The sequence below is a fragment of the Pseudomonas sp. Ps21-P2 genome, from assembly GCF_039672565.1.
Taxonomy (GTDB): Bacteria; Pseudomonadota; Gammaproteobacteria; order Pseudomonadales; family Pseudomonadaceae; genus Aquipseudomonas.
The window spans coordinates 41,958-62,916 of record NZ_JBDFPL010000009.1 but is presented as its reverse complement, the minus strand read 5'-3'; the positions used below and the strand labels follow the sequence as shown (position 1 = coordinate 62,916).

Genomic DNA, 20,959 nt, shown 5'->3' with positions numbered 1-20,959 from the left:
ATCTGCAGATCCAGGGCTCGACAAGATATCTCATTCAGTCTTTTTCGCCGGAGCCTTCTGATGCACATCTGGTGGACTCATCCATCCTTTGTAGGACTTTGTTTCATGCAGGGAAAAATCGCTATTCTGGCCGGTGTAGTCGCTTTTATTGAAGACTGTTCTGATCCACTGCAGATGTTCCCCAAAGCCTGTCTTCAGCCCATTCGCTTCAAGTAGGATGTTTCGGGGCATTTACATCGCTCGTCAACGCGCAAGGAAGCGGAAATATGACTCACGCCAAACGCAATAAAACACTCAGCGGCTCCTTCGTATTCGCTGGCTTTGCGTACGGCGTATTGCTGTTTTTCTTAGTTCTCATCTGGTTTTTGCCTGAGCGTGCGCAAGTGATCGCACATTTTCGGGCCTATATGTTGCCCGTTATTTTATTCGGGGCGACGGGGAGCATTGTGTATCGCGAGGGCAAGGGGACCGCTGAGAAAGCAGGAAAGTGCTTGATGGCATTGGCCTACCTGTCCTGTGGTGCCTTTTTCGGCTTGTTCATCTATACATTCCTGACCGGCAAGTAGTCCGCTATCGTTCCAGGCGGACAGTCGTCACCTAAAGTTCTTACAGTTCAGCAGCGTTCCCGACTTCACCAAGTTGACTGATCCCTTGTGCATGTAGCCCACGCGATGGCACATAACGCCATTCCCGCCACATTCAACGTGACCGGATTGAACGCGTCCAGGAGCATCGAAGGTTGCATAACGGCTACGTCCACCAGCAGACCGAGCAGGGTGAGTCCGCTGAGCAGCAGCGGCCAGTGGAGCCGAGGTAGAAGAAGCAGCACTGCGGCCAGCACCAGTTCTGCCAAGCCTGCCGCCTGGACCAGCCATGTTGCGTGTTCCAGCCCGTGAGCCTGCAACAGCATCTGCTCGCCGGGGCTTAATGCGATGAGCTTTGGCACCAAGCCGTGGTAAGCGAACATGAAAGCCAGGCTGCCGCGTGCCAGCCAGTGAACCTGGCGCATCCCGTTCACGAAAATTCCTTGAGGAAGCGCCGTTGATGGTCAGGTGTTGGCAGCAGGCACACCTCGTGTTTTCCAAACAGACGATAGCGGTTTAGCGCGACGCGGTCGTACGCCCAGTCACGAAACCACTGTGGAAAAATACGCAGCACCCGAAACATTGGCCACCCTCCCGGCAACAGAGTAACCACTTCGAAGAATGCCTCCGAGCGCACCCAGTAATGTTGGTCGCGAATGACCGCCATGGTGTCGAACGCATCGACGGGCAACCCTGCCCAGGCCAGCAGCGCCTGGCCTTCGGGCGACTGCACCGATGCCAGTCGAACGCGATGATGACGGTCGTGCCGGATCAGAAACTTCGCCCAGCCGTTACACAGTTTGCAGACGCCGTCGAACAGCACCACGGTTTCACCAGGGGCCAGAAACGGCGCGGGGGCAGGGCGGACCAATGAGACAGGCATGCTGGATTCTCTGCGGGGGGCGATGGAAGCATTGTATGGCGCGCTGTCGTAGCGTTTCCAGTCAAGGCAAAGGAGTCGTCTGTGCAACCAAATACCTTTGATTCGATTTTAATACGCAGAGCAGGGAATTTCGCTTACCTTGCACTTGATCCGGTCAGCTGTGAGCGAACCGTCGAACAGGCTTGAGGAAAGCTGATGTTGGATAAGCGGCTCGGAGAGAGTCTGCGTGAACTGCGGAGTCATATTTCCCACGCGGGAGAGGCTCTTGCATCACCGCCTAAAGGAATAGAGTTCATGTTTATGCGCCGCGTTGCGTTAGGTTTACTGATTATGGGATTCAATATCTCGGCAGCATTGGCCGGGACTATTTGCACGATCGTCGCTGATACAAGCAGTGGTGAGCTGTTGCTTGAAGAGGGTGATTGCAGCAGTCGAGTGACCCCCGCCTCAACGTTCAAGATCGCCATCAGCCTGATGGGCTTCGACGCAGCCTTTCTGCAAAACGAGCATTCTCCTACTTTGCCCTACCGTCCCGGCGATCCTGACTGGGGCGGAGCCGCCTGGCTGGAGCCGACCGATGCAACGCGGTGGTTTCAGTATTCCGTGGTGTGGTTCTCGCAACGCGTCACGCATGCGCTTGGAGAGGCGACGGTCAAGCGATATGCCGAGTCATTCGATTACGGAAATACCGACCTGACGGGGGATCCGGGGAAAAACAACGGCCTTGACCGTGCCTGGATCAGCTCCTCGTTGAAAATCTCTCCTCGCGAACAGATCACCTTTCTGAACAGACTGGTGAACCGTCAACTATCCGTGAGCCCTCATGCCTACGATATGACGAGCCGCATCTCGCAAATTGCGCTGCGGCCAGATGGTTGGGATGTTCACGGTAAAACAGGCACAGCATTTCCTCGGATGGGAGACGGCAAAAGCGATGAGGCTCATGGATACGGATGGTTCGTCGGTTGGGCGACGAAGGGCGAACATTCCCTGGTTTTCGCCCGTCTCGCTCAAGATGACCACGCGCAGCCGGTGCCCGCAGGACTACGGGTTCGTGATGCGTTAATGGATGAGTGGCCCGAGCTGGCCAGATCGTTGGTGAAGCGATGAGTGAAACGCGGCGGGCCGGGCGGCATCCGTCTTGACCGTTATAGAGCTGTCATCAGCGTACAGGGCCACCTTATGCATATACCCCCTAGCTTCGTCATCCACGAAGCCCCCCACTGGCTCATCAACCACCGCCTGGACAGCCACCTCCCGGGCTACCTGATGCTCAGCGCAAAGCAGATGACCCACTCGCTGGCAACCCTGCCAAACGAAGCGCTGACCGAGCTAGGTCCATTACAGGCGAAAATCCAGCAAGCCATCGAAACCCACCTGCACCCCAACCGCCTCTACATTGGCCGTTTCGGCCATGACGCGGGTCACTCCATTCACTTCCATTTCATCCCGATCTACCCGTGGGTCGAGGCGTTGTTCTGGCAGGACGAACGCTACAGATCGCTGCAAACTTTCGGCTCGCTTCCTGACGGTTCCAACCAAACCGACGGCGCAGAACTGACCCTGTTCGTATGGCGAGAGTTCTGTGAGCGTCCTGACCCGCCATCCATAGAAGGCCCATCTGTTGACCTAGCCATCGCGGCGCTGCGGCAAGCATTCAGTCCCGACACCTCGATCTGATGGCAGGGCAAACTTCCCAAAAAATCCGCCCCATAAGCGCTGTCGGCCGGCCAACGCTTGCCAACCCAAAAGTGCACACCCACTCGCAACAAAAACCAAAATCCTGTCCAATTGTGTGATCTCACCCCTCCAGCATTCGTCATGAACCCTAACCCCTGCTGCCGTCAGGGGATCAACGCCAGGACCTTCCATGCAAACGCTGTTGAACGAGATTCTCGACGAAGTGCGTCCCTTGATCGGCCAGGGCAAGGTGGCTGATTACATTCCCGCGCTGGCCGATGTGCCGGCGCAGCAGTTGGGCATTGCCGTGTATGGCAACGATGGCACCTATTACTGCGCCGGCGACGCGCTGGAGCCGTTTTCGGTGCAGAGCATTTCCAAGGTGTTCAGCCTGGTTCAGGCGATCGGCCATTCCGGTGAGGCCATCTGGGAGCGCCTGGGTCATGAGCCGTCGGGTCAGCCGTTCAACTCGCTGGTGCAGCTGGAGTTCGAGCGCGGACGGCCGCGTAATCCCTTTATCAATGCCGGCGCTTTGGTGATTTGCGACATCAACCAGTCTCGTTTTGCCGCCCCCACATTATCGATGCGCGATTTCGTGCGGCGGCTGTCGGGCAATCCTCACGTCTTGATCGATGCCCGGGTGGCGGATTCCGAGTATCAATTTCGCGCACGCAACGCGGCGATGGCGTACCTGATGCAGTCCTTCGGCAACTTTCATAACGAGGTCGAAACCGTGCTGCGCAGTTATTTCAGTTGCTGCGCGCTGAAGATGAGCTGCCTCGATCTGGCCCGGGCGTTCTGCTTTCTGGCGAACAACGGGTTCTGCAAGCACAGCGGTGAGCAGATCCTGACGCCGCGCCAGACTCAGCAAGTGAACTCGATCATGGCCACCAGCGGGCTGTATGACGAAGCCGGCAATTTCGCCTACCGCGTGGGGTTGCCCGGCAAGAGCGGGGTAGGGGGCGGAATCGTGGCGATCGTGCCAGGGCAGTTCACCGTGTGCGTGTGGTCGCCGGAGCTGAATGCCGCCGGGAATTCCCTCGCCGGAATGGCGGCGCTGGAGTTGCTGAGTTCGCGAATAGGTTGGTCTGTTTTCTGACAGCCTGCGTCGTCGTTTCACGTTTGCGGAATCATTCAAAAGAATGACCTGCGCGCGCGTTGGTCGCTTTTCCGAAAAAGCTGATTCAAGCCGTGTCGAGGGCGAAGAGTTACCCGATACAATGCCGCTTTACCCTGTCCAGTTCGAACCAGTCTGCGGGATGCCGTGGCGATGTCGGGAGATCCGTTTGACTACTGTTCCAGTCGATCCTAGCGGCGATGAGCGCCTGTCTCATGTGCTGAACGCCAGTGAGCGGCTGGTGATGGCGGAATCAGTGGACGAGGTCGTCGCCGTGCTCCGCGACGTGGCCCGTGCCACGGTCGGCGCGGATGGCGTTGCGGTCATTATTCAGGATGAGGGACGCTGTTCTTATATTGCGGAGGATGCAGTCTCACCGCTCTGGCAAGGTCAGACCTATCCGGCCGACCACTGCGTTTCGGGATGGGTCATACGTCGCGGCGAGACGATTGCGATTCGTGATGTCCGGCTCGATCCACGCATTCCGCAGGACGCCTACGCGCCAACCTTCGTCCGTAGCCTGGTCATGGCACCCATCGGTCGACCCGTTCCGGTCGCGGCGCTCGGCGCTTATTGGTCGCAGGTCCGCAGTCACGACGACGACACGGTCAAGCGCCTGGAAAGCCTGGCGCGGCTGGCAACCATCGCGATCGAGAACGCACGGCTGACCCAGGCACGCAATCGCGCGGCTGCGCTCGGGGCCGCGCAGAACCGTATCCTTGAACTGGCTGTTGAAGAAACGCCGCTGAATGTTGCCCTGGACGCGATCGTCCGCGAGGTGGAAGCACTGTCGCCGTCCCGCTTCCTGGGCAGCATCCTGCTCCTGAGCGAGGAGGGCGGTCAGTTGCAGCATTGCGCCGGACCGAGCTTGCCCCTTCCATTTATCAACGCGGTTGAAAGCATCACGGTCAGCCCAGGTGCTGGTTCAGGCAGTCGCGCGACGACCCCGAACCCACTGGCGTCCGTGTCCGAGATTGCCCATGACCTGCAGTGGGCCGAGTTCCGGGCGCAGGCCATCGGCCACGGTTTGCACGTCTGCGCGTCAATCCCCATCCGGTCGGCGCAGGGCGCCATGCTCGGTACGTTTGTCATGTATCACGCCGATCTGCGCGAGCCGTTATCGGCGGATCTCGAGATCTGCGATTTCGTGGTCAAAACGGTGGGCCTCGTCGTGCACCGTGCGCGAGCCGAGGACGCAATCCGCAGCAGCGAGGCGCGCTACCGCCAGATCGTCGAAGGCGCCGAGGACTTCGCGATCATCACCTTCGACACGAAAGGTGCGGTCACCGGTTGGAACATCGGCGCCCAGCGCGTGATCGGCTACAGTGCCGACGAAGTCATGGGGCGTGGGGGCGATCTGTTCTACACCGAGTCGGACCAGGCCGAGCGGGTGTTCCAAGGCGAACTCGAACTCGCCATGGCGCGGGGGCGGGCCATCAACGAACGCTGGCACGTTGATAAGAATGGTGCGCGCTTCTGGGGCTCCGGATTGATGATGCCGCTGGCCACGGAGCAGGGCGGCTTCGTGAAAATCTTCCGCGACCGCACGGCCGAGCACCAGGCCGAAGCGGCGCTGCAAGAGAGCGCGGCGCGACTGAGCTTTTTTGATGAGCTCGACAGCCGCCTTTTCAGTATTCGCCGGGCCGAAGACGCGATGCTTGTCGCCACCGAGATGCTCGGGCGCAGGCTCAACGTGTCGCGCTGCGCCTACGCGGATGTCGACGTCGACAATGACCGCTTCTGGATTCGCAGCGACTACAACGCGGCTGGCATTCAGAGCTCGGCCGGAACCTACAGCCTCGACCTTTTCGGCCCACGGGCGGCGGCTGACATGCGCGAAGGCCGCACGCTGATCGTGCGCGACGTGGGCGCAGAGCTCGGCGCCAGCGAGGGCCTGGAGATGTTTCGGGGCATTGGCATCGACGCGATCATCTGCTGCCCGCTGGTCAAGAATGGCCGGCTGACGGCCATGATGGCGGTTCATCAGGATCAGCCTCGCGAGTGGTTGCCCTCGGAAGTCCTGCTGGTCAGGGAAGTCGTCGAGCGCTGCTGGGCGCATGTCGAGCGGGTGGGCGCCGAGATGCGAATGCGCGAAAGCGAAGAGCGCCTGCGCCTTGCCGTCGAACACGCCGACATCGGTTTCTGGGACGTGGACATCGTTCACGACACGCTGATCTGGCCGCCCAGAACCAAGGCGATGTTCGGCATTCAGGCTGACGTGCCAGTCACGATTCAAGACTTTTACGACGGCTTGCACCCCGAGGACCGGGACGCCACGATCGCGGCGTTCAAGGCAGCCAGCGACCCCGAACGCCGCGCGCTTTATGACGTCGACTACCGCACCGTCGGCAGGGACGATGGCGTGATTCGCTGGGTGGCCGCCAAGGGGCGGGGCGTGTTCGACGCCGCCGGCCGCTGCCTGCGTGTCACCGGCACGGTGGTTGAGATCACCGCCCGCAAGGACGTCGAGGAAGAGCTGCGCGAACTCAATGCCACGCTCGAAGGGCGGATTGCCAAGGCCATCGCCGAGCGGGAAGAAGTCCAGGAAGCGCTGCGCCAGAGTCAGAAGATGGAAGCCATGGGGCAGCTGACCGGCGGCGTGGCCCATGACTTCAATAACCTGCTCACCCCCATCGTCGGCACCCTCGATATGCTCCAGCGCCGAGGCGTGGGCGGTGAACGTGAGCAGCGGTTGATCTCCGGCGCCGTGCAATCGGCCGATCGCGCCAGGACACTTGTGCAGCGGTTGCTGGCCTTCGCGCGCCGTCAGCCGCTGCAGCCGGTGTCGGTCGACGTGGCGAAGCTGGTGAATGGCATGGGCGATCTCGTCGCCAGCACCACCGGGCCGCAAATCCGGGTCGTCGTCGATGCGCCACCTGATCTGCCAGCCGCGATCGCGGACCCGAACCAGCTTGAGATGGCGCTGCTTAATCTCTCCGTGAACGCGCGCGACGCTATGCCTGAAGGCGGGACGATGCGGATCTCGGCGAGCACCGAGTGGGTGTGCAAGGGTCACCGCTCCAGGCTGCCGACCGGTGACTACCTCTGCCTGTCCGTCGCGGACACCGGCATTGGCATGGATGCCTCCACGCTCGCCCGGGCGGTGGAACCGTTCTTCTCCACCAAGGGCGTCGGCAAAGGCACGGGGCTGGGTCTGTCGATGGTGCATGGCCTGGCGTCCCAGCTGAACGGTGCGCTGACGATTCAGAGCTCGCCGGGTCTGGGGACAAACGTAGAGCTGTGGCTGCCACGCGCCATGACCCTGCCGGCAGCCGCTTTGCGCATCGACGAGGCGCCGGACCGACGCTCCCTGCGCGGGATCGCACTGCTGGTCGACGATGAAGAGCTGGTGCGCGCCAGCACCTCATACATGCTGGCCGACCTGGGCTACCGCGTGATCGAAGCCTCCTCCGGCGAGGAAGCCTTGCAACTGCTGAGCGCCGGGCAGCATGTCGACCTGATCGTCACGGACCACCTCATGCCGGGCATCAGTGGTACCGACCTGGCCAGACGGGTCCGAAACTCCCGGCCGGGAACCGCGATCCTGCTGGTCTCAGGGTATGCCGAACATGAAGGGCTTGATCCGGACCTGCCGCGCCTGACCAAACCGTTCCGCAAGAGCGAGCTGGCGGCAAGTCTGGCGCAGCTTGGAGGGGCGTCTTAAGGCGGTTGTGAGATTGACGTTGGCGGGATTTGGCGCCGAATAACGGGACTATTTGACAAACCGGGCAGTGTGAACCAGTATTTGCGGCAATTGCGCCCAATCCTCTGGCACCGGCAAGTCCGGTTCTATGGTTGGGCCTTCTCGTATTTGGGACATGGAAGTTGCCGCAACTCGCTCCACCTAAACCATTCCGGTCTTACGGCGACCTGGCTAGACTGCTGATCAGTCGCGGCATGGAGGTTGCAGACCCGCTTCGGGCTGAGCGCAAGCTTGCACAAGTGGGATACTATCGACTTAGTGGGTTCTGGTTTCCCGCACGGGAGTTTGAGCGGGATCAGCAAGGTCAAGTTACCCTCTGCAACGTCACGTTGAAGCCTCTTCGACAAGAAGCCTTCACGGCTGGCGCCTCCTTCGATTCGGTCGTAGATCTCTACCTCTTTGACAAAAAACTTCGCCAGTTGATGCTTGATGCTATCGAGCGGATCGAGATTCACATGCGCGCGATAATTGCTCATGAGGTTGGATACCACGATCCACTAGCCTACCTCGACACGCGATTCGTCAATCCAAAGCAAACCACGAACTGGCAGGATCGGCGCGGAAGGCAGCGCAACACGTGGAACGAGTGGCAGACCAGGCAAACGGATCAAATCAATCGCAGCCGGGAAGACTGCATCGAATGGCACCGGCAGAACCACAAAGCCATGCCTTTCTGGGTAGTTGTGGAAGCCTGGGACTTCGGGACTGTCTCCAAGTACTTCGAGATCCTGAAGGGAAGCTATCAAAACCGAATTGCAGCTCGACTGGGCATCAGCAACGCCAAAGTTCTCAAAGACTGGCTGCAGGAAATCAACACGCTGCGAAACCGTAGCGCTCACCATGCCCGCATTTGGAACCAGGTCGCGTCTAATCCGTTACCAGTGCTGCCTGCGGAGCCATACTTCCAAGCCCTGTCGCTAGATCAGAATGCGCTCAGCCGTCTGTATGGACTGATTTCCGTTATGTGGTTCCTGCTCCGCCAGATCGGGCCGGGGTCACGGTGGCTGCACCAAGTGGTAGACGTAATCGACACGAAGCCCGATTTGCCTGGCTGCCTGTTCGCATCGCTTGGCCTACCATCCGAGAATGGGTTTCCTCGGCAATTGTTTGGTATCTGAGTCGCCACTGGCAGGGACCTCCTCACTTCTCTGTCATCATTCCCTCGTCGCTGCACACTGAGGGCATGCCATGTCTATCGGACAAATGAAGATCAATGCCATCCGCCTCGTTGGCGGGGCGGCTGTGCTGGATTACCTCAATACCTGTGACGGCCGCCGCCCGGGCACGGGGTTGCGGGAGGTTGTCGACAAACTGAGCAACCTGGAGGACATCGTCCACTGGTTCTTCCATGCCGGGATTATCGATGCTCAAGAGCATCAGCACTGTATGGCCGTGGTGGGGCGTTCTTCCTGGCACACGCTCACGGCGTTTCAACAGTTGATCGATTTTCGCGAAGCGCTGTATCGGCTGTTGCTGCCCATAGCGCTGGACCATGACACCGACCCTGCCAGCCTTCATGGGTTGAATCAGGCGCTGGCCGACACTGCCGACCAGCGCCTGCTGGTGCTGGCCCCGGCGGGTGTGATCTGGCGTTGGCGTGTCGGTGAAGACCTGAGCTCGATGACGGCCGGGTTTATCGGTCGTCTCGCGGTTCAGGCGGCGACGTTGCTCACCTCCGGCGATATGGCCCGTCTCAAGGCCTGCGCCACGCCGGACTGTGACTGGCTGTTTCTCGATACCTCGAAAAATGGTCGCCGTCGCTGGTGCCAGATGAATATCTGCGGCGCGCGAGAAAAGATCAAAAGGGCCTCGGCCGAGTCCTGAGGGCAGGGGGTGGCGCAGCCTGCGGCAATCTGCGCCGCAACGCCGGCAAAAAGCCAGGGAACCTGCCACGGTCTCAAGCTTCTTATCTCTAGTTCACCAGTGTCGGGGCAGGTGCCGCGGCAGGACATCAGAGAGCACAGGCATGGGCGACATTCGTATCGGCATTTCAGGCTGGCGTTACACGCCATGGCGCGGGGATTTCTATCCCGACGGCCTGACGCAGAAAAACGAGTTGAAATTCGCCTCCAGAGCCGTGAACAGCATCGAAATCAATGGCTCGTTCTATTCGCTGCAATCGCCTGAGCTGTACGCGCGCTGGTACGACGACACGCCAAAGGGATTTGTTTTCAGCGTCAAGGGCCCGCGCTACATCACCCATGTCCGCCGCCTTAAAGAGATCGACGAACCCGTCGCCAATTTCTTCGCCTCCGGTGTTTTTCAGCTCAAGGAAAAACTGGGACCGATCCTCTGGCAGTTCGCGCCCAACTTCAAATTCGACGCCGAGCGTTTCGAGCACTTTCTTAAACTGCTGCCCCACGACGGTAAAGCCGCCAAGGCCTGCGCCAGCAAATGCGCTGAGCGCTTGCAGCAGCCGGGTTATCTGGACATCCCGGCACGCCTGAAGCTGCGTCACGCCGTTGAAATTCGCCATGAAAGCTTTCTGGTGCCTGAGTTCGTCGCGCTGTTGCGCAAATACAAGGTGGCGCTGGTGGTGGCGGACACCGCCGGCAAGTGGCCCCATGTGGAAGACCTTGCCACCGATTTCGTCTACGTGCGCCTGCACGGCGACAAGGAACTCTACGCCAGCGGCTATTCCGACGAGGCGATCAGGCACTGGGGCGACCGCATCGATGCCTGGCAACGGGGCGCGCAGCCCAAGGATGCTCAACTGATCGTGGACAAAGCCCTGCGCGCGCGGAAGTCCCGCGACGTTTTTTGCTATTTCGACAATGACATCAAGGTCCGCGCCCCTTACGACGCGCGCCGGTTGCTTGAGCGTTTCAAACTCACTGAAAACCTGGAAGTTGCGCCAGGCGATTTGCATGGAGCCACGTTGTGACCAGTGCCCTGATCCCCGAAGACCTCAACGGCCGACGACAAAGCGCGTCGGCCTCGGTCACCCTTAACGTGCTGACGATGAACATGCACATGGGCTTCGGTTTCCTCAACAAACGCTTCATCCTCCCGGAGCTGCGCGACGCAGTGCGCTCGGTGTCCGCCGATATCGTCTTCCTGCAGGAAGTCCACGGCGAGCATCAGGACCATGCGCAGAACGTGAAGAACTGGCCGACCACCTCGCAGTACGAATTCCTCGCCGACAGCATGTGGAAGGATTTCGCCTACGGCCGCAATGCCGTGTATCCCCACGGCCATCACGGTAACGCGTTGCTGTCCAAGTACCCGATCCTCCGTCACGACAACCTCGATATTTCGATCCACGGCACCGAAGAGCGCGGCCTGCTGCATTGCGTGCTGGACGTGCCGCATTTTGGCGAGCTGCACGCGGTGTGCGTGCACCTGGGCCTGAAAGAGGTCCATCGCCAGCAGCAGCTGAAGTTGATCGCCGATCTGGTGGGGCGTCTGCCAGCCGATGCGCCGGTGATCGTCGCCGGGGATTTTAATGATTGGCGGCAGAAGGCCGATGACGTGTTGAATCCTGCCGGGCTGCGCGAGGTCTTTGTTGAATCCTTTGGTGCGCCGGCGAAAAGCTTTCCGGCGCGCTTTCCGTTGCTGCGGCTGGACCGCATTTACGTGCGCAACGCGCACATCCGGTCGCCCAGGGTGATGTCCAATCGCCCCTGGTCGCACCTTTCCGATCATGCGCCTTTGGCGGTGGAGGTAACGCTATGAGGGGTATGAGAGCGATGGGCGCCATGTGCGGCCTTTGGCGCGACGGCAACTCGGTGGAGTTGTTGATCAATGGCGAAGACTTTTTCGCCCGGGTGTTCGACGCCATTCGTGCGGCGCGCGAAGAGGTGCTGATCGAGACGTTCATCATTTTCGAAGACCGGGTGGGCGAGGGCTTGCAGCAGGCGGTGATTGCTGCCGCCAGCCGTGGCGTGCGCGTGGTCATCACGGTGGACGACTACGGCACCAGCGACCTGAGCACGGCCTTCGTCAGCAAGATGATCGAAGCCGGCGTGCAGATTCAGCTGTTCGACCCGCGCCCGAAACTGATGGGCATGCGCACCAACCTGTTCCGGCGCCTGCACCGCAAAGTGGTGGTGATCGACGGCGAGACGTCGTTCATGGGCGGGATCAACTACAGCGTCGACCACATGGCCGACACCGGCATCACTGCCAAGCAGGACTACGCCGTACTGGTGCGCGGGCCGATTGTTGCCGACATCTATCGCTCGACGCTGAGCATGCTCGGCCCGGCCGTGCGCAAAACCTTTACGCCGCTCAAGCCGGTGACGCGTCAGGCTGGCAGCGCTCGCATGCTCCTTGCCGAACGCGACAACCGAAACCACACCACCGACATCGAAGAGCAATACCTGCTGGCGATGCGCAACGCGACTCAGCGCATCACCATCGCCAATGCCTACTTCTTCCCCAGCTACCGGTTCTTGCGTGAACTGCGCAACGCCGCCCGACGCGGGGTGAAAGTCACGCTGATCCTTCAGGGCCAACCGGACATGCCCTTCGTGCGCGTGTGCTCGCGCCTGACCTACACCTGGCTGCTGCGCGAAGGCGTGGTCATCCACGAATACAAACAACGGGCGTTGCACGGCAAGGTCGCCTTGATCGACCACGAGTGGTCAACCGTCGGTTCCAGCAATCTCGACCCGTTGAGCCTTGCGCTAAATCTGGAAGCCAACCTGTTCATCCGCGATCACGCCTTGAACCAGCGCTTGCACGAACACCTGCGCGACCTGGCCGTGGCCCACAGCAAACAAGTCAACCTCAAGGGCCTGGCGAAAGGGCAGTGGTGGCGTGCGCCGATGATTTTTCTGAGCTTCCACTTCCTGCGGCACTTCCCGGCGATTGCCGGTCTGTTCCCGGTGCACGGCCCACGCCTGAAACCCCTGCGCGCGCCGGAAACCCTGCCGGAAGCCGCTGCGCTTAAAAATGAAGTACCGGCCGATCAGGAGAAATCCCTATGACCGGCGTCTCCCAAGCGTCCACTCACGAGCAGAAACCGGCCGACACGGGCAAGAATCGTCCGTGGCTGACGTGGGCCAAGCGCGCCTTCACGCTGTTCTTCTTCATCGCCGTGCCTGTGTTGTTGTTCACACTGATGAAAAACCTCGACTGGAACGAGGTGATGCACGCGCTGGAGTCCTACAAGCTCAGCACCCTGGCGCTGGGCTTCGTCATCGCTGCGGGCAGTTATCTGACGTATTGCTGCTTCGACGTCCTGGCCCGGCGCTACACCGAACACAAATTGGCGGTCAAACAGATCATCCCCGTGACCTTCGTGTGCTACGCCTTCAACCTGAACCTGAGTTCATGGGTCGGCGGCATCGCGCTTCGCTATCGCCTGTATTCGCGGCTCGGCCTGGACGTGCCGACCATCACCCGCATCCTCAGCCTGAGCCTGATCACCAACTGGCTGGGCTACATGCTGCTGGCCGGGTTTGTATTCGCGGGTGATTTCGTTGACCTGCCCGAAGGCTGGAAGATCGGCGACACCACGCTGCAACTGATCGGCTTCGTCCTGCTGGCCGTCTGCCTGGCGTACTTCCTGGCCTGCCGCTTCTCCAAGAAACGCACCTGGACCATCCGCAAGCAACAGTTTGTGCTGCCATCGCTGAATCAGGCCATGCGCCAGGCCTTGCTGGGCGCATTGAACTGGGGACTGATGGCGCTGCTGATCTACGTGCTGCTGCCGGAAAAAGCCTTCTACCCGGCTGTGCTCGGGATCCTGCTCATCAGCAGCATCGCCGGCGTCATCGCCCACATCCCTGCCGGCCTCGGCGTGCTCGAAACCGTCTTCATCACCCTCATGCAACACCAATTCAGCAAAGGCCAACTGCTGGCTGCGCTGATTGGCTATCGGGTGATCTACTTCCTCATCCCGCTGATGATTGCGCTGGTGGTTTACGTTGTTTTGGAAAAACGGGCGAAAGCCATGCGGCTCAGGAATGAAGAGCAGTTGTGAGTGGGAGAGTGACGCGGGAGCTCGGGGACTGACGAATTTACAGTGAGGCGTCGTAAATAAATCATTCGCTCAATTCAGTCCAAAAAAAGTGTTGCCCGGACTGGCCCCTTCCCGGCTAAAGCCAGTCCTACAAAAACATCGAGTGCATTCAGTGGAACCGGTGTCGGGTGACGCGGAGCGTCACGGTATGCATGCCCACGCGGAGCCTGGGCACGATCAGCGAAGATCCTGAAATCGCCAGCGCCTGAACTGGCCTCTTCCCGGCTAAAGCCGGTCCCACAAAAAGCAGCGCGTGCAGTCAGTGGCATCGGCTCTGACTGTAGGACCGGCTTCAGCCGGGAAGCTTTTGCTTTTGATCTCATACAGAGAAGGTTCAAACACCGCCAATCGCGACTTGGGTGCAGGCTGAACGCAGACGACGCGGAGTGGGCCGAGCCGCATGGATGCGGCGAGAGCGCCGCTAGGACATGGATGTCCGTTCGGCGCGGGCCCACGGAGCGTCGTCGGAGTGAGGGTATTCCGACGAAGGAGGAACCCAACCAGGAGCACAAGCCCTTGGTTACTTGGGGCTTTATCAAGTAACTCGCCGAAGGCGAAACAGTCTGTCCCCAGACAGACGCTCTTGACCTTAAGGGTCAATCCCGCCCGGCAAACATCCTCACGGCATCCACCGCATCATTCGTCCCCGAACTGATCTGCACAATCGCATCCCCCGCCTGATCCGCCAGATCCACACCCTTCACCGCCGTACTCCGCGTATTGTCCATACTCACAATCGCCTGACGCGTCTCGGCCTGAATCACCTGAATCATCTCCGAAATCTCCTGCGTCGACCGGCTCGTGCGCCCCGCCAACTGCCGAACCTCATCGGCCACCACCGCAAAGCCACGGCCCTGATCACCGGCCCGGGCCGCCTCGATCGCTGCATTCAACGCCAGCAAATTCGTCTGATCCGCAATACTGCGAATCGTATTCACGATCGCTGTAATCTGCTCCGAGCGCTCACCCAACTGACCAATGATCCGCGACGAATCATCAATGTTCTGCGAAATCTGACGCATCTCACTGGCCGCCTGCTGAATCACCAGGGTGCCCTGCTCGGCGTACTTCTGCGTCTGCACCGAAATGTGATACGCCTGGGCAGCGCTTTGGGAATCCTGCTCGTGCTTTTCGATACGCGCGGTCACGTCCGACGCAAACTTGACCACCTTCCACAGCTTGCCAGCGGCGTCGTACACCGGGTTATAGGACGCTTCCAGCCAGAGCGTCTGGCCGTGCTTGCCGACGCGCTTGAACTGATCGCTGAAAAACTCGCCTTTGTTCAACCGACGCCAAAAGTCCTGATACTCGGTGCTTTTGGTGAACTCAGGGGGGCAGAGCAACTTGTGGCTTTTACCCAGCAGCTCTTGCCGGCTGTAGCCCAGCAAGCGCAACAGGTTGTCGTTGGCAGCGATGATCGTGCCGTCCAGATCGAACTCAATGACTGCCATGGCGCGGTCGATGGCCTGCAGCTTATTGTGGGCTTCGCTCTCGGCTTGAAGTTTGGCGGTGACGTCCATCGCGTATTTGACCACCCGGGTGACCTTGCCGTCCGAGTCCCTGACCGGGTTGTAATTGGCCTCCAGCCATACGGTGCTGCCATCGCCCGCCACGCGCTGGAACGTCGACGACACGAACTCTCCATTACGCAAGCGCGACCATAACTGGGCGTACTCGGGGCTGCGCGCGTGTTCGGGGGTGCAGAACATGCGGTGCTCTTTACCGATGACCTGCTCGGGCCGGTAGCGCATGGTCTTGAAGAAGTTGTCGTTTGCCTTGAGCACCACACCGTTCAGATCGAATTCGATGCTGGCCATCGAGCGATTGATCGCCTCCAACAGACTGTCCTGATGGGCGACGGTCAGTTGCAGGTCCTGGATGATTTTATTCTTGGACGAGTCAAAAAACATGATGGCGGCTCAGGCAAGTGATTGAGGTGTGGTCCTGATCCATGACCTTGCGAGCGAGATGCAGCTCAGATGCGTGTTCCATTTGCAGTGCAGCCGATCATTACGCAGGTGATGTTAAAAAGCTATGCTGAACTTGTACAGCTCGTCGGGTTTGTACAAGGTTGTCGGTTATCAGTCATCGAAACCGGCCTGTTCGGCGATTTCGTCCACCTTCAGCTCCAGGCGATAGGCCACGGCAATGAACAGCGCCTGACACAAACACAAGGTTGCGCTGAGCGAGCGGAAGGCGAACGAGCTGCCTTCGTTGACCAGCAACACGGCATTGGCGCGCTTGGCCAGGGGAGAAAGGTTGCTGTCAGTAATGATCAACGTCTTGGCCTGATGATGCTGGGCGATGCGCAGGCAGTGCTGGGTTTCCTTGCCGTAGGGCGTGAAGCTGATGGCGATCACCAGATCGTTGGCGCGCACGCTGCGCATCTGCTCGCGGTAACTGCCGCCGAGGCCGGAAATAAGGTGAATGCGCTTGTTGGTGTGCTGCAGGTTGTAGACCAGATAGTCGGCGACGGCGAAGGAGCGTCGCACCCCGACCACGTAGATGTTGTCGGCGTTGACCACCAGGTCCACGGCTTTCTCGAAGGCCTCGTCGTCCAGTTCCAGCGCCAGCCGCTCCAGCCCCGACAGCGTAGCGTTGACGCATTCCCGGGCCAGGTCGCCCGCGCTGGCCTTCTGGGATTTATTGGCGATCATGCTGCGAATGCGTTGCTGGTAGTTCTGCACCGGCGTGGCTTTGTGGGTGTAGGCCTCGCGGAACAGCGCCTGCATTTCGCTGAACCCGCTGAAGCCGAAGCGCTGGGAAAACCGCACGATGGCCGACGGATGCACTTCGCATTCCCGGGCGATGTCGCTGATGCGGTCGACCATGATCCGGTCGCTCTGCTGGCTCATGTAACTGGCAATGCGCTTGAGCTGGCGCGGCAGGCTCTCGTATTCGGCCGTGATCAGCTTGAGCAGTGCATCGGCGGTCTCCGGCGCAGCGGTGACGGGCGTTGCGCCGTCGGCTCCGGTTTCGGGCGAGCCTGGCTGATCGAGGCTGGACATACGTGCGAATCCTTTGGCAGGGGGTGGCGTGGCGGAGTGTCCGGGAGGACAGGCGGCCAGTTTTGCAGGGTGCGACCTGCAATGCAAAGTGGAATAAATATTCCACATGAAAATAATTTAGAAAAATTCATTGATCAAGCCCGGGCGCCGTTCTAGTCTGCATCCACGAACTCGCTTGCAAGCACCTCGCTTGTGGGCAAGGGCATCAGCAATCAAACCCATAACAATAAAAGAAGAGGGGCCGGCATGGGCCAGACTCGTTTTGCCACCGGGCGTCAGCTGGACGTGATTTGTCTCGGGCGCCTGGGCGTCGATCTCTATGCGCAGCAGATCGGCGCGCGCCTTGAGGACGTCAGCAGTTTCGCCAAATACCTCGGCGGCTCCTCCGCCAACATCGCGTTCGGCACCGCACGGCTGGGCGTGAAGTCAGCCATGCTGACCCGCGTTGGCGACGACCATATGGGCCGGTTCCTGGTGGAATCCCTGGCGCGGGAGGGCTGCGACGTCAGCGGCATCAAGGTCGACGCCGAACGCCTGACCGCCATGGTCCTGCTCGGCATCAAGGACCGCGAAACCTTTCCGCTGGTGTTCTACCGCGAGAACTGCGCCGACATGGCGCTGCAGCCTGAAGACATCTATGAAGCGCAGATCGCCTCCAGCAAGGCGCTGTTGATCACCGGCACGCATTTCTCCACCGATCAGGTGTTCCGCGCCAGCAGTCAGGCGCTGGACTACGCCGAAAAACACAACGTCAAACGCGTCCTCGACATCGATTACCGCCCGGTGCTGTGGGGCCTGGCCGGCAAGGCTGACGGCGAAACCCGCTTCGTCGCCAACGACACTGTCAGCCAGCACGTGCAACGCATCCTGCCGCGCTTCGATCTGATCGTCGGCACCGAAGAAGAATTCCTCATCGCTGGCGGCTCGACCGATTTGCTCAGCGCCCTGCGCCGGGTTCGTGAGCTCAGTGCCGCGACGCTGGTGGTGAAGCTCGGGCCCCAGGGCTGCACAGTGATTCACGGGGCGATTCCGGCGAAGCTGGAAGACGGCGCGATTTACCCTGGCGTACGCGTGGAAGTACTGAATGTCCTCGGCGCGGGCGACGCGTTCATGTCCGGCTTTCTCAAGGGCTGGCTCAACGACGAAAGCGATGAGCGCTGCTGCCAGTTGGCCAATGCCTGCGGCGGTCTGGTGGTGTCGCGGCACGCCTGCGCGCCGGCCATGCCGACGCTCGTCGAGCTGGAATACCTGTTTAACAGCCCGGTTCCGATCACTCGACCCGATCAGGACGCGGTGTTGCAACGTCTGCACCGGGTCAGCGTGCCCCGTCGCGAATGGCAGCCGCTGTTCATCTTCGCCTTCGATCATCGCGGGCAACTGGTCGAGCTGGCGCAAAAGGCCGGGCGCGATCCGGCGTGTATCGGCCAGCTCAAGCAGTTGTTCGTGCAAGCGGTCGCGCGGGTTGAGGCCGATTTGGAGAAGCGCGGCATCGCCGCCGATGTCGGCGTGCTGGCGGACCAGCGCTTTGGTCAGGATTCACTGAATGCGGCCAGCGGGCGCGGCTGGTGGGTGGCACGTCCGGTGGAAGTGCAAGGCTCGCGCCCACTGGCGTTCGAGCACGGGCGCTCGGTGGGCAGCACTCTACTGGCCTGGCCTCAGGAACAGATCATCAAGTGCCTGGTGCAATACCACCCGGACGACGAACCGATGCTGCGCCTGGAACAGGAAGCGCAGTTGTTGGGGCTGTATCAGGCAGCGCTGGCCAGCGGTCATGAACTGCTGCTGGAAGTGATTCCGCCGAAGGATCATCCTTCGCCCTATCCGGATGTCATCTACCGTTCCCTCAAGCGCCTCTACAACCTCGGCATTTACCCGGCCTGGTGGAAAATCGAATCGCAGTCCGCCGAGGTCTGGGAACAGCTCGATGCGCTGATTCATGAGCGTGATCCGTACTGCCGGGGTGTGGTGTTGCTGGGGCTGAACGCGCCCGCCGAAACCCTGGCGGTCGGCTTTCGTCAGGCGGCGAAAAGCACCACCTGCCGTGGGTTTGCCGTAGGCCGCACGATTTTTCATGAACCCAGCCGAGCCTGGCTGGAGGGCGAAATCGATGACGCGGACCTGATCACTCGGGTACAGAGCAACTTCGGTTTCCTGATCGAGTCCTGGCGCGACGCCCGGGCTTGAAGTCCGAACCCGCGGACTGTGTGTTCAGTTGAACGTGATAACAACAGTAAAGGTGCAGCCATGCCCGCTTCTGCAATCCGAATTGGCATCAACCCGATTTCCTGGAGCAACGACGACCTCCCGGCCCTCGGTGGCGAAACGCCCCTGAGAACCGCGCTCAGCGAGGGCAAGGAAATCGGCTACGAAGGCTTCGAGCTCAACGGCAAATTCCCCAAGGACGCCCAAGGCGTGGCCGATGTGTTGCGCCCCTATGACCTGGCGCTGGTGTCGGGCTGGTATTCCGGTCGGCTCGCCAGCCGTTCGGCGGCCGAGGAAATCGACGCCATCGCCAGCCATGTCGAACTGCTCAAGCACAACGGCGCCACGGTGCTGGTCTACGGCGAAGTGGCCGATTCGATTCAGGGCCAGCGCATCCGACTGGTCGAACGACCGCGCTTCCACAGCGCCAGTGCCTGGCAGGCCTACGCCGACAAGCTCACTGAGCTGGCCCGGTTCACCTTGTCCCAAGGCGTGCGTCTGGCCTATCACCACCACATGGGCGCGTACGTGGAATCGCCGGAGGACATCGACACGCTGATGGCACTGACTGGCGGCGAAGTCGGACTGCTGTTCGATTCCGGTCACTGCTACATGGGGGGCGGGGAACCGCTTCAAGTGCTGAGCACACACATCGATCGCGTCTGCCATGTGCATTTCAAGGACGTGCGCAAGCCGGTGGTGCAGCTGGCGCGCAACAATTTGTGGAGTTTTCCGGACTGCATCGTCAACGGCACCTTCACCGTGCCCGGCGATGGCGACATCGATTTCGCCGCGCTGCTGGACGTGCTGATGCAAGCGGATTACCAAGGCTGGCTGGTGGTCGAGGCGGAACAGGACCCGGCCGTTGCGCCGAGCTATGCCTACGCGAAGAAGGGCTATGAGACCCTGCGCCATTTGCTGGCCGCCGCGCAGTTGAACAGCGCGGCTCAACAACAGAACGCACCTCAACAACCGCCTGAACAGAGGAGCCTGTGAACATGAATCTCTTGGTCAAGAGCAAGGCTGAAGGGCGCGATGTCGTCGCGCTGGCCGACGGCGTGCTGACGTACGTCGGCTTCTCCGCCCACCGATTGAGCGTCGGCGAACGTCTGCCGGTGAATGCGGGCGACAAGGAAATCTGCCTGGTGCTGCTCAGCGGTCGCATCAGCGTCAGCGGCGAGTCGCCGGGGCAGGGCGGTTTCAACTGGGAAAACCTCGGTGATCGGCAGTCCGTGTTCGAGGACAAATCGCCCTTCGCGGTGTACCTGCCGCCGGGCAGTCAAGCCGAAGTCACGGCGTTGAGCGCGGTGCAGATTGCCGTGTGCGCTGCGCCGGGCGATGCCTCCAAAGACCTGCCGGCGCGCGTGATCACCCCCGACACGATGAAACGCAGCGTGCGCGGCCGGGCGGCCAACACCCGATACGTCTGCGACATCCTTCCCGATTCCGAACCGGCGCATTCGCTGCTGGTGGTAGAGGTGCGCACGCCCTCGGGCCACTCGTCGAGCTACCCGCCGCACAAGCACGACACGGATGATTTGCCGCACCAGAGCTTCCTCGAAGAAACCTATTACCATCAGGTCAACCCGCCCCAGGGCTATGTGTTCCAGCGCGTGTACACCGACGATCGCAGCATCGATCAGGCCATGGCCGTGGAGAACAACGATCTGGTCACGGTGCCCAAGGGTTACCACCCGGTCAGCGTGCCGTACGGCTACGAATCCTATTATTTGAACGTGATGGCCGGGCCAAAGCGCGCATGGCAATTCCACAACGATCCGCAGCACAGTTGGCTGCTGGATCTGTAACCCAAT

General features: G+C 60.5%; 19 protein-coding genes. 14 read left to right on the top strand and 5 right to left on the bottom strand.

From position 1 onward, the window contains the following. Positions 1-30 precede the first annotated feature (30 nt). Positions 31-231 (bottom strand): hypothetical protein, encoded by a 201-nt coding sequence (locus ABEH28_RS21800; RefSeq protein WP_282371993.1) that lies wholly within the window; start codon positions 229-231, stop codon positions 31-33. 35 nt (positions 232-266) lie between these two features. On the opposite strand from ABEH28_RS21800, the gene ABEH28_RS21795 reads away from it, so the two are divergent. Further along, a complete protein-coding gene (locus ABEH28_RS21795) occupies positions 267-566 on the top strand; it encodes a hypothetical protein (RefSeq protein WP_346631058.1) in 300 nt (99 codons plus the stop codon). Positions 567-631: 65 nt separating this feature from the next. Here the strand turns inward: ABEH28_RS21795 and ABEH28_RS21790 are convergent, their stop codons facing one another. After that, positions 632-1,009: a DoxX-like family protein gene (locus ABEH28_RS21790; protein ID WP_346631150.1), complete on the bottom strand. Its 378-nt coding sequence runs from the start codon at positions 1,007-1,009 to the stop codon at positions 632-634. A 5-nt stretch (positions 1,010-1,014) separates the two neighbouring features. Next, on the bottom strand, positions 1,015-1,467 hold the full coding sequence (locus ABEH28_RS21785) for a thiol-disulfide oxidoreductase DCC family protein (RefSeq protein ID WP_346631057.1): 453 nt from the start codon (positions 1,465-1,467) through the stop codon (positions 1,015-1,017). Positions 1,468-1,662: 195 nt separating this feature from the next. Here ABEH28_RS21785 and blaOXA point away from each other — a divergent pair, with 195 nt between their 5' ends. The 10 genes from blaOXA to ABEH28_RS21735 all read left to right on the top strand — a co-directional run bounded on the left by blaOXA (position 1,663) and on the right by ABEH28_RS21735 (position 13,896). Further along, positions 1,663-2,577 (top strand): class D beta-lactamase, encoded by a 915-nt coding sequence (gene blaOXA / locus ABEH28_RS21780; RefSeq protein ID WP_346631056.1) that lies wholly within the window; start codon positions 1,663-1,665, stop codon positions 2,575-2,577. Between the two features lie 72 nt (positions 2,578-2,649). Beyond that, positions 2,650-3,147, top strand: coding sequence for an HIT family protein (locus ABEH28_RS21775; protein WP_346631055.1), 498 nt, complete (start codon positions 2,650-2,652; stop codon positions 3,145-3,147). Positions 3,148-3,337: 190 nt separating this feature from the next. After that, positions 3,338-4,246: a glutaminase B gene (glsB, locus tag ABEH28_RS21770; RefSeq protein WP_192174060.1), complete on the top strand. Its 909-nt coding sequence runs from the start codon at positions 3,338-3,340 to the stop codon at positions 4,244-4,246. 262 nt (positions 4,247-4,508) lie between these two features. Further along, positions 4,509-7,928 (top strand): PAS domain S-box protein, encoded by a 3,420-nt coding sequence (locus ABEH28_RS21765; RefSeq protein WP_346631149.1) that lies wholly within the window; start codon positions 4,509-4,511, stop codon positions 7,926-7,928. Positions 7,929-8,161: 233 nt separating this feature from the next. After that, positions 8,162-9,085: an Abi family protein gene (locus ABEH28_RS21760; protein ID WP_346631054.1), complete on the top strand. Its 924-nt coding sequence runs from the start codon at positions 8,162-8,164 to the stop codon at positions 9,083-9,085. A 70-nt stretch (positions 9,086-9,155) separates the two neighbouring features. Beyond that, on the top strand, positions 9,156-9,791 hold the full coding sequence (locus ABEH28_RS21755) for a CGNR zinc finger domain-containing protein (protein ID WP_346631053.1): 636 nt from the start codon (positions 9,156-9,158) through the stop codon (positions 9,789-9,791). Between the two features lie 142 nt (positions 9,792-9,933). Beyond that, on the top strand, positions 9,934-10,851 hold the full coding sequence (locus tag ABEH28_RS21750; RefSeq protein ID WP_346631052.1) for a DUF72 domain-containing protein: 918 nt from the start codon (positions 9,934-9,936) through the stop codon (positions 10,849-10,851). Positions 10,852-10,928: 77 nt separating this feature from the next. Beyond that, a complete protein-coding gene (locus ABEH28_RS21745; RefSeq protein WP_244656019.1) occupies positions 10,929-11,642 on the top strand; it encodes an endonuclease/exonuclease/phosphatase family protein in 714 nt (237 codons plus the stop codon). A 14-nt stretch (positions 11,643-11,656) separates the two neighbouring features. Beyond that, positions 11,657-12,898 carry a cardiolipin synthase ClsB gene (clsB, locus tag ABEH28_RS21740; protein ID WP_192174121.1) on the top strand — a complete coding sequence of 414 codons (1,242 nt, stop codon included), beginning with the start codon at positions 11,657-11,659 and terminating at the stop codon, positions 12,896-12,898. Next, positions 12,895-13,896 carry a lysylphosphatidylglycerol synthase domain-containing protein gene (locus ABEH28_RS21735; RefSeq protein ID WP_192174056.1) on the top strand — a complete coding sequence of 334 codons (1,002 nt, stop codon included), beginning with the start codon at positions 12,895-12,897 and terminating at the stop codon, positions 13,894-13,896. The genes clsB and ABEH28_RS21735 overlap by 4 nt, the downstream gene beginning before the upstream one ends. 635 nt (positions 13,897-14,531) lie before the next feature. On the opposite strand, the gene ABEH28_RS21730 is transcribed toward ABEH28_RS21735, so the two are convergent. Continuing rightward, positions 14,532-15,845, bottom strand: coding sequence for a PAS domain-containing methyl-accepting chemotaxis protein (locus tag ABEH28_RS21730; RefSeq protein WP_192174055.1), 1,314 nt, complete (start codon positions 15,843-15,845; stop codon positions 14,532-14,534). A gap of 171 nt (positions 15,846-16,016) precedes the next feature. After that, a complete protein-coding gene (locus ABEH28_RS21725; RefSeq protein WP_346625356.1) occupies positions 16,017-16,943 on the bottom strand; it encodes a MurR/RpiR family transcriptional regulator in 927 nt (308 codons plus the stop codon). Positions 16,944-17,189: 246 nt separating this feature from the next. On the opposite strand from ABEH28_RS21725, the gene iolC reads away from it, so the two are divergent. From iolC to iolB, 3 genes are read left to right on the top strand one after another with little or no spacing between them, the layout of a single operon-like run. Further along, entirely contained in the window at positions 17,190-19,127 is a 1,938-nt protein-coding gene (gene iolC, locus ABEH28_RS21720; protein WP_346631051.1) for a 5-dehydro-2-deoxygluconokinase, read from the top strand. 60 nt (positions 19,128-19,187) lie between these two features. Further along, positions 19,188-20,141 carry a myo-inosose-2 dehydratase gene (gene iolE, locus ABEH28_RS21715; RefSeq protein ID WP_346631050.1) on the top strand — a complete coding sequence of 318 codons (954 nt, stop codon included), beginning with the start codon at positions 19,188-19,190 and terminating at the stop codon, positions 20,139-20,141. A 2-nt stretch (positions 20,142-20,143) separates the two neighbouring features. Continuing rightward, positions 20,144-20,953 (top strand): 5-deoxy-glucuronate isomerase, encoded by an 810-nt coding sequence (gene iolB, locus ABEH28_RS21710; RefSeq protein WP_346631049.1) that lies wholly within the window; start codon positions 20,144-20,146, stop codon positions 20,951-20,953. Positions 20,954-20,959 lie beyond the last annotated feature (6 nt).

Excerpts from the sequence above, each read along its gene's own strand:
- ABEH28_RS21800 (WP_282371993.1), bottom strand. The coding sequence starts at position 231 with ATGCCCCGAAACATCCTACTTGAAGCGAATGGGCTGAAGACAGGCTTT.
- ABEH28_RS21795 (WP_346631058.1), top strand. The coding sequence starts at position 267 with ATGACTCACGCCAAACGCAATAAAACACTCAGCGGCTCCTTCGTATTC.
- ABEH28_RS21790 (WP_346631150.1), bottom strand. The coding sequence starts at position 1,009 with ATGCGCCAGGTTCACTGGCTGGCACGCGGCAGCCTGGCTTTCATGTTC.
- ABEH28_RS21785 (WP_346631057.1), bottom strand. The coding sequence starts at position 1,467 with ATGCCTGTCTCATTGGTCCGCCCTGCCCCCGCGCCGTTTCTGGCCCCT.
- blaOXA (WP_346631056.1), top strand. The coding sequence starts at position 1,663 with ATGTTGGATAAGCGGCTCGGAGAGAGTCTGCGTGAACTGCGGAGTCAT.
- ABEH28_RS21775 (WP_346631055.1), top strand. The coding sequence starts at position 2,650 with ATGCATATACCCCCTAGCTTCGTCATCCACGAAGCCCCCCACTGGCTC.
- glsB (WP_192174060.1), top strand. The coding sequence starts at position 3,338 with ATGCAAACGCTGTTGAACGAGATTCTCGACGAAGTGCGTCCCTTGATC.
- ABEH28_RS21765 (WP_346631149.1), top strand. The coding sequence starts at position 4,509 with ATGGCGGAATCAGTGGACGAGGTCGTCGCCGTGCTCCGCGACGTGGCC.
- ABEH28_RS21760 (WP_346631054.1), top strand. The coding sequence starts at position 8,162 with ATGGAGGTTGCAGACCCGCTTCGGGCTGAGCGCAAGCTTGCACAAGTG.
- ABEH28_RS21755 (WP_346631053.1), top strand. The coding sequence starts at position 9,156 with ATGTCTATCGGACAAATGAAGATCAATGCCATCCGCCTCGTTGGCGGG.
- ABEH28_RS21750 (WP_346631052.1), top strand. The coding sequence starts at position 9,934 with ATGGGCGACATTCGTATCGGCATTTCAGGCTGGCGTTACACGCCATGG.
- ABEH28_RS21745 (WP_244656019.1), top strand. The coding sequence starts at position 10,929 with ATGAACATGCACATGGGCTTCGGTTTCCTCAACAAACGCTTCATCCTC.
- clsB (WP_192174121.1), top strand. The coding sequence starts at position 11,657 with ATGGGCGCCATGTGCGGCCTTTGGCGCGACGGCAACTCGGTGGAGTTG.
- ABEH28_RS21735 (WP_192174056.1), top strand. The coding sequence starts at position 12,895 with ATGACCGGCGTCTCCCAAGCGTCCACTCACGAGCAGAAACCGGCCGAC.
- ABEH28_RS21730 (WP_192174055.1), bottom strand. The coding sequence starts at position 15,845 with ATGTTTTTTGACTCGTCCAAGAATAAAATCATCCAGGACCTGCAACTG.
- ABEH28_RS21725 (WP_346625356.1), bottom strand. The coding sequence starts at position 16,943 with ATGTCCAGCCTCGATCAGCCAGGCTCGCCCGAAACCGGAGCCGACGGC.
- iolC (WP_346631051.1), top strand. The coding sequence starts at position 17,190 with ATGGGCCAGACTCGTTTTGCCACCGGGCGTCAGCTGGACGTGATTTGT.
- iolE (WP_346631050.1), top strand. The coding sequence starts at position 19,188 with ATGCCCGCTTCTGCAATCCGAATTGGCATCAACCCGATTTCCTGGAGC.
- iolB (WP_346631049.1), top strand. The coding sequence starts at position 20,144 with ATGAATCTCTTGGTCAAGAGCAAGGCTGAAGGGCGCGATGTCGTCGCG.